The sequence below is a fragment of the Gilliamella sp. Nev5-1 genome, assembly GCF_001690895.1.
In the GTDB taxonomy this organism is placed as follows: domain Bacteria; phylum Pseudomonadota; class Gammaproteobacteria; order Enterobacterales; family Orbaceae; genus Gilliamella; species Gilliamella apicola_C.
Genome location: NZ_LZHO01000010.1, coordinates 20,934 through 30,586 on the forward strand (window position 1 = coordinate 20,934; position 9,653 = coordinate 30,586).

Annotated in this window: 10 protein-coding genes, 1 tRNA gene and 3 pseudogenes; 6 read left to right on the forward strand and 8 right to left on the reverse strand. The window is 35.0% G+C overall.

Annotated elements, in window-relative coordinates:
- The first annotated feature begins 32 nt into the window (after window positions 1-32).
- Complete coding sequence (locus tag A9G41_RS01610; protein ID WP_075539231.1) at window positions 33-1,247, forward strand: pyridoxal phosphate-dependent aminotransferase; 1,215 nt, start codon at window positions 33-35, stop codon at window positions 1,245-1,247.
- Window positions 1,248-1,398: 151 nt separating this feature from the next.
- On the opposite strand, the gene A9G41_RS01615 is transcribed toward A9G41_RS01610, so the two are convergent.
- Window positions 1,399-2,157, reverse strand: coding sequence for a M48 family metalloprotease (locus A9G41_RS01615; RefSeq protein WP_065582055.1), 759 nt, complete (start codon window positions 2,155-2,157; stop codon window positions 1,399-1,401).
- Between the two features lie 154 nt (window positions 2,158-2,311).
- Here A9G41_RS01615 and queA point away from each other — a divergent pair, with 154 nt between their 5' ends.
- Complete coding sequence (gene queA, locus A9G41_RS01620; protein ID WP_065582054.1) at window positions 2,312-3,340, forward strand: tRNA preQ1(34) S-adenosylmethionine ribosyltransferase-isomerase QueA; 1,029 nt, start codon at window positions 2,312-2,314, stop codon at window positions 3,338-3,340.
- Window positions 3,341-3,438: 98 nt separating this feature from the next.
- Here the strand turns inward: queA and A9G41_RS01625 are convergent, their stop codons facing one another.
- The gene (locus A9G41_RS01625) at window positions 3,439-4,119 is read right to left on the reverse strand and encodes a M48 family metalloprotease (protein ID WP_143425389.1); all 681 of its coding nucleotides are present in this window, start codon (window positions 4,117-4,119) and stop codon (window positions 3,439-3,441) included.
- Between the two features lie 138 nt (window positions 4,120-4,257).
- Here A9G41_RS01625 and tgt point away from each other — a divergent pair, with 138 nt between their 5' ends.
- Together tgt and A9G41_RS01635 are read left to right on the forward strand one after the other, a co-directional pair.
- Window positions 4,258-5,394, forward strand: a complete 1,137-nt coding sequence (tgt, locus tag A9G41_RS01630) for a tRNA guanosine(34) transglycosylase Tgt (RefSeq protein WP_075539233.1) — start codon at window positions 4,258-4,260, stop codon at window positions 5,392-5,394.
- Window positions 5,395-5,478: 84 nt separating this feature from the next.
- Window positions 5,479-5,555 (forward strand) — tRNA-Pro (locus A9G41_RS01635).
- Window positions 5,556-6,409: 854 nt separating this feature from the next.
- On the opposite strand, the gene A9G41_RS14615 is transcribed toward A9G41_RS01635, so the two are convergent.
- From A9G41_RS14615 to A9G41_RS13330, 3 genes are all read right to left on the reverse strand, one after another.
- Window positions 6,410-6,532 carry a hypothetical protein gene (locus tag A9G41_RS14615; RefSeq protein ID WP_255307329.1) on the reverse strand — a complete coding sequence of 41 codons (123 nt, stop codon included), beginning with the start codon at window positions 6,530-6,532 and terminating at the stop codon, window positions 6,410-6,412.
- A 3-nt stretch (window positions 6,533-6,535) separates the two neighbouring features.
- Window positions 6,536-6,871: a hypothetical protein gene (locus tag A9G41_RS01645; RefSeq protein WP_141675282.1), complete on the reverse strand. Its 336-nt coding sequence runs from the start codon at window positions 6,869-6,871 to the stop codon at window positions 6,536-6,538.
- A gap of 155 nt (window positions 6,872-7,026) precedes the next feature.
- Window positions 7,027-7,269 (reverse strand): RHS repeat domain-containing protein, encoded by a 243-nt coding sequence (locus tag A9G41_RS13330; protein WP_081302281.1) that lies wholly within the window; start codon window positions 7,267-7,269, stop codon window positions 7,027-7,029.
- Between the two features lie 155 nt (window positions 7,270-7,424).
- Between A9G41_RS13330 and A9G41_RS14620 the strand changes: the two are divergent.
- Window positions 7,425-7,942: pseudogene (locus A9G41_RS14620) on the forward strand (transposase); the annotation flags it as partial.
- Window positions 7,943-7,982: 40 nt separating this feature from the next.
- Here A9G41_RS14620 and A9G41_RS14885 read toward each other — a convergent pair.
- From A9G41_RS14885 to A9G41_RS01660, 3 genes and pseudogenes are all read right to left on the reverse strand, one after another.
- Window positions 7,983-8,264 (reverse strand): annotated as a pseudogene (locus A9G41_RS14885) (integrase core domain-containing protein); the annotation flags it as partial.
- Between the two features lie 25 nt (window positions 8,265-8,289).
- Window positions 8,290-8,544, reverse strand: a pseudogene (locus A9G41_RS14890) (transposase); the annotation flags it as partial.
- A gap of 169 nt (window positions 8,545-8,713) precedes the next feature.
- Window positions 8,714-9,376 (reverse strand): hypothetical protein, encoded by a 663-nt coding sequence (locus tag A9G41_RS01660; RefSeq protein WP_065583524.1) that lies wholly within the window; start codon window positions 9,374-9,376, stop codon window positions 8,714-8,716.
- Between the two features lie 123 nt (window positions 9,377-9,499).
- On the opposite strand from A9G41_RS01660, the gene A9G41_RS01665 reads away from it, so the two are divergent.
- Window positions 9,500-9,653: transposase (locus A9G41_RS01665; protein ID WP_141673476.1), on the forward strand; the 154-nt coding region annotated here is incomplete at its 3' end.

The window sequence follows — 9,653 nt, forward strand, 5'->3', positions numbered from 1 at the left end:
AACGATCACAATAAAAAAGAAAGGGCGATATTATGGTAAATTTCCAAAAATCAAACAAATTGGATCACGTTTGTTACGATATTCGTGGACCAATTCTTGAGCATGCTAAAAGGCTAGAAGAAGAAGGTCAAACAATCCTTAAACTTAATATTGGAAATCCCGCTCCTTTTGGCTTTGCAGCTCCTGATGAATTGTTAGTTGATGTCATTAGAAATTTACCTTCTTCACAAGGATATTGTGACTCAAAAGGCCTTTACTCTGCCCGCAAAGCAATTATGCAACATTATCAAGCCAGAGGTATTAACAGTTTAGATGTTGAAGATATTTACATTGGCAACGGCGTATCGGAATTAATCGTCCAGTCTATGCAAGCATTGCTTAATAGTGGTGATGAAATTCTGGTACCTATGCCTGACTATCCACTATGGACCGCGGCAGTGAGTTTATCGGGCGGAAATGCGGTTCATTACTTGTGCGATGAAGAAGCAAATTGGTCACCAGATTTAGATGATATCAAACAAAAAATTACACCTAGAACAAAAGGTATTGTAATTATCAATCCCAATAACCCAACTGGTGCTGTTTATAGTAAAGAAATATTGCTTGAGGTTGCTGAAATCGCCCGTCAAAATAATCTGATTATTTTCGCTGATGAAATTTACGACAAAATTTTATATGATGATGCCGTACATCATTCAATTGCTACATTGGCGCCTGATTTATTTGTTATTACGATGAGCGGTTTATCAAAAACATATCGAGTTGCGGGATTTAGACAAGGATGGATGGCACTTTGTGGTCCTAAGCATCACGTAAAAGGCTATATTGAAGGTCTAAATATGCTTGCTTCCATGCGCTTATGCGCCAATGTACCATTACAACATGCGATTCAAGGGGCTCTTGGTGGGTATCAAAGTATCAATGAATTTATTGTGCCAGGTGGTCGCTTATATGAGCAATGTATGTTGGCGTGGCGCCTACTGAACGATATTCCGGGTGTTTCATGTACTAAGCCACAAGGCGCTTTGTATTTATTTCCCAAATTAGATCAGAAAAAATTTAACATCCATAATGATCAAAAATTGGTATTAGACTTTTTGTTACAGGAAAAAGTGTTACTTGTACAAGGAACCGGTTTTAATTGGCATAAGCCAGATCACGTTAGAATTGTTGCTTTACCATATTTAGGCGACCTTGAAGATGCAATTGGGCGATTTGCTAAATTCTTATCTTTTTATAAACAATAAAAAGTCATTTTTAAACGGTTATTGTTAAATCTTAGTTTTTTGGTTGATGGATTCTGCAATAAATTCATCACCAAACCATTACTATCAAAAACAATCAATTAGATATAAAAAAAGCGCCATGAATGACGCTTTCATAATACAATCACAGAACTTATTTTTTTAACTCTGCAATTTTTTTACGAATATTATCTGCACGCGCTGATGAAGACGGATGGCTACTTAAGATTGAAGAATCACCACCACCTAACTTATCAAATGCAGTTGCAAGGCCAGTTGGATTGATTTTCTTCTTAACTAAATAATCGAAAGAATAGTTATCCGCATCTTGTTCTTGTTTTTGTGAGAACTGAGCATTAATTACTGCTGATGCTAAAGCACCTAAGCTAGAATTAGATAATGAAGCTAATTTTGCATTACCTGATGCTGCTGCTGCATCACGAGCGATTTCTGTTGCATAAGCCACTTGCATAGCTTTTTTGCTATGGCCTAAAGCAACGTGGCCTAATTCGTGACCTAAAACACCTTGAATTTCATTGTCAGTCATCATGTCCATTAAACCACTATATACACGAACACAGCCATTAGCCATTGCCCAAGCATTAACATCTTTTGTGATGTATACTTTATAGTTGATTGGAGTGCCATCTAAGTTATTACCTAGCGCTTTAGCGATTTTATTTAATCGTTTAGTATAAACACTATTTTTAGGAGCAATTCTTGATTGTGCATCCATTTGAGCACATGATTTTTGACTTAATGCTTTCACATCATTATCGCTTAAGGTTGCAGCTTTTAAACTTTTCATGCCAAGACTAGTTAAGTCATCTGCGCTCATATTTTTACAACCAACTAGTGACATTGCAGCAACTAAAGGAAGTGCAACTAGCAATGTTTTTTGATGTTTTTTCATGTTATTTTCCTTATATTAATATAACTTTTAATCGGCTAACTTCTGTTAGGCGCCTAAAATTTTAACGCAACTATTATAATAATCAACAAATAATTACTTGATTAGACATAATCAGGGCTTTAGACTAATGCCTCATTTTTTGAGGAATACAATTATGCAACTATCAGATTTTGACTTCTCGCTTCCAAAAGAGCTCATTGCGAAACACCCTTTAGCAACCAGAAGTGCATGTCGACTGCTATCTCTTGATAGTCGTACAGGTAAAATTGAAGATCAGGTATTTACTGATATTATCGATAAAATTAATCCAGGTGATTTATTGATTTTTAATAACACCAAAGTGATTCCTGCCCGTTTGTATGGAAAAAAAGCATCTGGTGGCAAAGTTGAAGTATTAATTGAAAGATTACTAGATGGTAATCGTGCTCTTGCGCATATTAAAGCCTCAAAATCACCAAAAGAAGGAACTGAGCTAATATTAGGTGAAAATGAACACATTAATGTGACCATGATAGCACGTCACGATGCTTTATTTGAATTACAATTCCCTGATGATGTGCTCAGTATTTTGAATAAAATTGGTCATATTCCTTTACCACCTTACATCGATCGTCCTGACAACGAACAGGATCGTGAAGTTTATCAAACAGTCTATAGTAAAGTGCCTGGCGCGGTTGCCGCACCTACAGCAGGTCTTCATTTCGATAAACCTTTATTAGAAAAATTAAAACAAAAAGGCGTTGAAATGGCTTTTGTTACTTTACATGTTGGAGCGGGAACATTTCAGCCTGTTAGAGTTGAAAATATTGAGGCACATATTATGCATTCAGAATATGCTCAAGTCCCCGATTCGGTTGTCGATGCCGTATTAGCATGCAAAGCCAGAAACAATAAAGTGATCGCAGTAGGGACTACATCGGTTCGCGCTTTAGAAAGTGCCGCACAAAAGACAGGAAAAATCGCTCCTTTTTTTGACGATACCCAAATTTTTATTTACCCAGGCTATCAGTTTAAGGTTATTGACTCACTTATCACAAATTTTCACCTACCGGAATCAACTTTGATTATGCTTGTTTCTGCTTTTGCTGGTTACGAAAATACCATGAATGCTTATCAGCATGCTGTTAAAGAAAACTATCGTTTTTTTAGCTACGGTGATGCTATGTTTATTTCGGCTTCGTGATAATAAATCTTAAAAAGCGGTTAAATAAATAGCCAAATAAAATTGAGCTAAGTGCAAACCTAGTTGGCTATTATTTAACTGATCGCACAAATAGCTATTTACCGCTTTAGTCTAGCAATAATATTCTTTATTCGTTTTATTCTTGAAGGATGTGATGTTGGTTTATTGGTTGAGTGAATAGGCAATTTGGCTAACATGTCAACTAAACTCATCGGATCTATGTTTTTACTTATTAATAAATCAAAAGCATAGTTATCAGCTTCAATTTCATATTGTTGAGCCACGTCTTTTTTAGCAATAACAACAAGTTCACCAATTTTATCAGTAAATTCGATATAAGGCGCTTGCTTAAATAAGCTAATAGCATGTTTAAGTGCGATATGCGCCTGCTCATGGGCAAGTACTGCCTGTAACTCATTATCATTCAACAATTTCATCAAACCACTGTTTACACGTATACAACCATTAGCGGTAGACCATGCATTAGGTTCAGTATTAATATAAACTTGATAATTTATCTCAATATTATTAGCCTTGCTAGGCAGGGTTTTAGCAATTTTATTGAGCCTTTGGCTTAAAGCATGGTAATCAGGAGGAATGACTGCCCGCTTATCTATTTCAAGGCAAGCCATCTGACTAATTGAAAAAATATCATTTTCAGATAACAATTGAATCCGATCGGAAGTAATCACTTTGGGATAAGTTTTTTTACTTTGAATTTGACACCCAGTGAGAAAAAACATCGACCAACCTGACAATAGTAGAATAATACGTTTCAAACGATTCAAAGCCCCTTCAAATATTGTTTATTTTAGTCAAGCAAGATAAACTAGGTCCCGCAAATTAATGATGCGATTACGCATTATAACAATAATTCGCGCCAAACTGTTTATTTGGTCGCAAGAGGTTAACAAAAAATGAAATTTGAACTAGATAATACTGACGGGTTAGCTCGTCGTGGGCGAATGAAATTCGATCGCCGTGGAGTTGAATACACTGTTGAAACCCCAGCGTTTATGCCTGTAGGCACTTATGGCACGGTAAAAGGTATGACGCCAGAAGAAGTTGCTGCAACAGGTGCGCAAATATTACTCGGTAATACTTTTCACTTATGGCTAAGGCCAGGGCAAGAAATCATGCGTAAACATGGTGATTTGCATGACTTTATGCAATGGAAAGGACCTATTTTAACCGATTCAGGTGGGTTTCAAGTTTTTAGTTTAGGCGATATTCGAAAAATCAAAGAAGAAGGTGTTCATTTTCGTAATCCAATTAATGGCGATTCGATTTTCTTATCGCCTGAAATTTCAATGGAAATCCAATACGATCTGGGTTCTGATATTGTAATGATTTTTGATGAATGTGCCCCCTTTCCCGCTGATTGGGATTATGTCAAAAAATCAATGGAAATGTCTTTACGTTGGGCTAAACGCAGCCGACAACGCTTTGATGAATTAGGCAACAAAAATGCACTATTTGGTATTGTGCAAGGTGGTATTCATCAAGAATTACGGGATATTTCAATTAAAGGATTAACTGAAATAGGCTTTGACGGTTACGCGGTTGGCGGGTTAGCGGTTGGTGAACCCAAGGCTGATATGCACCGTATATTAGAAGGCACTTGCCCACAATTACCCGCTGATAAACCCCGTTATTTAATGGGGGTGGGGAAACCTGAAGATTTAGTCGAAGGCGTACGCCGTGGTATTGACATGTTTGACTGTGTGATGCCAACCCGCAATGCCCGCAATGGTCACTTATTTGTTACCAATGGTGTGATTAAAATTCGTAATGCTAAATATAAAGATGACACAACACCACTTGATCCTCATTGTGATTGCTATACGTGTAAAAATTACACTAAATCGTATCTTCATCACTTAGATAAATGTGGTGAGATTTTAGGTGCACGTTTAAATACCATTCATAATTTACGTTATTATCAACGCTTAATGTCTGAAATTCGTGAGGCGGTTGCTAACAAATGTTACGAGGATTTTGTTGTTGAATTTTATCAACGTATTGGTAAAACACCAGCACTGTTAGCAAAATAAAAATCTCAAGCCTATTTTTTGCTATATATTTTTTACTATAAGTATTGACACTTTTCAGGAAGCGAAGTATTATGCGCTTCCTAACGGCGAGTAGCGCAGCTTGGTAGCGCAACTGGTTTGGGACCAGTGGGTCGGAGGTTCGAATCCTCTCTCGCCGACCATCTCCTTTATGACATATTAAAAAATCTACTTTCCCTTTTATGGCTATAGTTTTATAGGAAGTTAGCCATTTGGATTCTGCATTTTTATTTTACAACAAAAAATTAAATAAAATCAATGGCTTTTCTGACTGATTTTTCAGTGCAAAATGGCTTATTTTGAGAGCTGTGTGATTTTGGGCGTTTTGCTTTTTGTGGATAAAATAGGCTACTGTTATCACATTCGATTTGGGTAGGCTTTGTGCTAAATCTCCGACCTCATGCATGGCTGTCGTGGTATATTTTGGTGCCGAATCATAACCATCAGTAACCGATTGGTGATTTAGCAATTGAGGATTTTATAGTTTAAAAATTAGTCAGAAAAGTCATTGATTTTATTAAAGTTTTTCTGGTTATTTTTTGGATTAAAACATGAGGTGCAATTTTAAACTCAGTGAAGTGAAGAAAGTAGAAAGGTGATTTATACTCGCTACTTCACACCGCCACAGTTTAAAGATTACAATGCATTATAATCACCTTTTTAGGAAGGAACGATACCCAGTTTTCATATTATTCCAAGCTAGAAAGAATAAAAAAGAGATAGTTCAACGGCCAATAGGCATCCTTCGACAACTAGTTTAGGTCAAAAATAGTTTTATTTAACGTTATGATAATTGACTAATGTTATAATTATTTTTAGCAATTATTTTTAATAATGCTCTATCAGACCATGCCCCATAAAAATTAAAACATAGATAATCCTTTGGGTTTTCATTGTCAAAATATTCCATGGTGTATCTTTTAAAATTGTCTTCTACAACTATATCTAAATGGAAAAGTTCTTCATATTCAGCACTCATAGATTGAAATGATAAAACTTATTTAAAAGTAATTAACCATCTTTGCTCTTTCCAATCTTGAATAAACAACTTTAAACCTTGCAAACTTGCATTAAAACTTATAATTTTTCCATCTGATATATTAATTTCGTTTAATAACATAATTTATTTTCCTGGATGTTTTTCGCCTGGAAGAAAACTTGTACCATGATTAGGTCTATAATCTTCAGGCTTACCTTTCTGAATAGCATTTTGTCGTTTAGCCTGATTCCAAGTTAAATTATTAGGTTTAATATCTATATGATAATGTTCACCATGGTGGTGAGGATTAAAAATTCCGCTATCACTAGGAAGGCTTTCATAACGAATCCTTGTATTGCTGTTAGGTTCCCAAACCATACGAGTAGTTTCATGTTGTGTTGTAGTTACTTTTGGTTCAATTCCTAATATTTTACTTAGATCATTTGGATTTTTAGGAAAATAAGTTACCACGTGTGTCATTTCCTTCTCTGCAATCCCCTCAACCCCATTATTTTCAACCCTAACGAATCTATCCAATTTATCGGATCACCATTGACATATTGATAACTATTTAATCCACCCAGTATGCCAAGTTTTGTTGATATATCTGCCGATAAATGATTAGTAACAACAGTTTAGGTTGTAATGTAATCTGGATTATTCGTATCATCCTGATACGAATACAGAAATTCGGTAGTTTTCCCATCCACGGTTTTACTAGTACGGCGATTAAAAGCATCATAAGTATAGGTGATAATTAGCCCTGTCGGTTTAATGACTTTGATGAGTCGATGTCGACAATCGTATTCATAGTGGGTAACAAGGCTGTGGTCTTTTCCGATCTTTTCAGCAATCAGGTTACCAAAGCAGCCATACACAAAGTGTTTATCACCAAAAAACGTTAGGCTTTATCATAATATTAACACTAATGACATCACAGTAAATGGTTAGTTGACACAATAATGATTTAAATCAAGAGTGTTCAATATTCTGTGTCATTTCAGTAAACTATGTAGCAAAAAGGAAATGACACCTGTCCCAAGAATTTGATTTTGAAAAAGCATTAATGTTATTACAAAATGACCAGCCGTTAACGGGTAAAGAGGGCATTTTAACGCTTTTAATTAAACATCTCACCGAAGCGGCGTTATCTACTGAGTTAGATTCTCATTTAGCCAATGATATTCCCCCTAATCGACGCAACGGTCAAAGTTCAAAGGCAATAAAAAAACACATCGGGCAGTTTCGAACTTGATGCACCAAGAGATAGGAATGGTTTATTTGAACCTCAACTCATCAAAAAAAATCAGACAACATTAAGCGATGAAATTGAACAAAAAATTCTGAGTATGTATGCGCTGGAGATGAGTTATAAAGACATCAGCTAGCATATTGAAGAGATTTATGCTTTTCGTCTTTCTCCTGCAACTTTAACCGCCATTACAGATAAAACTCATTCCCGAATTGCGATGATGGCAACAACGACCACTAGCGTCGGTTTATCTGTTTGTTTGGATGGATGCAATCCATTATAAAGTAAAAGAAAATGGGTGTAAATACCCCAAACTTAGTACACAACTCACGTAGAAAATCATGCTGCTTGTTTTAGTGTTTTATACTCAATCGGTGTCATGTTATTTAATGCCTCATGCGGTCTTTCGGTGTTATAAATCGTTAACCATTCTTCAGTTATTCTCCTTGCTTGCGCTAAGTTGTTAAAAAGATATAAATCGAGTACTTCAGTACGATAGGTACGATTAAATCGTTCAATATAGCCATTTTGATAAGGGCTACCGGGCTGGATATAATCAATGGTTATACCATGTAATTTAGCCCAGTTGGTGAAGGTTTTTCCTGTAAATTCAGGTCCATTTTACGTGCTTTTGTGGGCACTAAAGTTTTTTTATGATTTCTTCCTGGAGCTGTGATTTTAAACTTAGCTCAGCAAACATCTGCTTAAGCTTGCGGTTTTCAGCCTCCAGCTCTTTTAAGCGTTTGATATCCGACGTTTCCATTCCGCCGTATTTTTCTCGCCATTTATAGAAAGTTGAATTACCCATACCCTATTTACGGCATAGTTCTTTAACAGGAATACCTGCTTCAGCTTCTTTTAAAATAGCTACGATTTGATGTTCAGTCATTTTTTTCATCATTGAATCCTCTTTTACTTTTATCATAGAGAATTTTCTACTTTTTTGCTGTACTATTTTAGGGGGTAGTTACACATAAAATATATAAATACTAATTTTTAACTTTTTATTTGCAAAAGAAATAGTGATAACCCTTTACTTATGTGTCCAGAATGGATAAATCAATATTTGATTAAAATAAACAACGAAATAAAAATAAAATAACAATCAAACAAATAACAATAGCCCATAGATGATCTTTAAAAAAACTACTTTGATATTGTTTAGGTTTGTGATTAGGCGTTGGTAACTTCAAAGTTCCAGGAAAATTGTGCTGTCCTCCTTGCTGTATCTTTATTTTTTCTGCTATTTGTTGGTTTTTACTTAATAATGTTGATGGTTTTATAGTTGAATATTGTGACGTTTTGCTTATAGTAATTCTATTTTGTGGCCCAACCTTATCAATATTATTGTTTAAAATATTTTTAATAATTTCATTATTTTTAGACACTAATGGCTGTTGTCTTGTATAATAATTAATCCTATTAATAAACTCACAACAATCCAATCTCCTTTTGAACTCATCATGAGAGATAATTGTTAGCTGGTCATTTTTTGTAATAGTTATGGAAAGATGTGAATATCTATGTTTAGAACTAATATAAGGAGGTTCCATCAATCCTTTAACACTTATGTATTTTCCTAACCATATATCATTAGGTTTCATAATTGATAGATTTAGATTTAATGCATCTAAACCTTCTTTCCATATATTTACTTTGAATGCTTTACCTCGCCAGTCATTAAAATTAAGAAAAATATATGGTAATTTCCTTTCAGTCCATCCGATCTTCACTTCGGTAACTTTTCCTATAACTTCAACTTGACTACCAATGTATTTTTCATGTAACTATCCCCTAAAATAGTACAGCCAAAAAGTAGAAAATTCTCTATGATAAAAGTAAAAGAGGATTTAATTATGAAAAAAATGACTGAACATCAAATCGTCGCTATTTTAAAAGAAGCTGAAGCAGGTATTCCTGTCAAGGAACTCTGTCGCAAATATGGCATGGGTAATTCAACTTTCTATAAGTGGCGAGAAAAATACGGCGGTATGGAAACGTCGGATATTA

What these genes read in the sequence shown, in the direction of transcription:
- tgt (WP_075539233.1), top strand. Translation starts at nt 4,258, where the DNA reads ATGAAATTTGAACTAGATAATACTGACGGGTTAGCTCGTCGTGGGCGA.
- queA (WP_065582054.1), top strand. Translation starts at nt 2,312, where the DNA reads ATGCAACTATCAGATTTTGACTTCTCGCTTCCAAAAGAGCTCATTGCG.
- A9G41_RS14615 (WP_255307329.1), bottom strand. Translation starts at nt 6,532, where the DNA reads ATGTTATTAAACGAAATTAATATATCAGATGGAAAAATTATAAGTTTT.
- A9G41_RS01615 (WP_065582055.1), bottom strand. Translation starts at nt 2,157, where the DNA reads ATGAAAAAACATCAAAAAACATTGCTAGTTGCACTTCCTTTAGTTGCT.
- A9G41_RS01645 (WP_141675282.1), bottom strand. Translation starts at nt 6,871, where the DNA reads ATGACACACGTGGTAACTTATTTTCCTAAAAATCCAAATGATCTAAGT.
- A9G41_RS01610 (WP_075539231.1), top strand. Translation starts at nt 33, where the DNA reads ATGGTAAATTTCCAAAAATCAAACAAATTGGATCACGTTTGTTACGAT.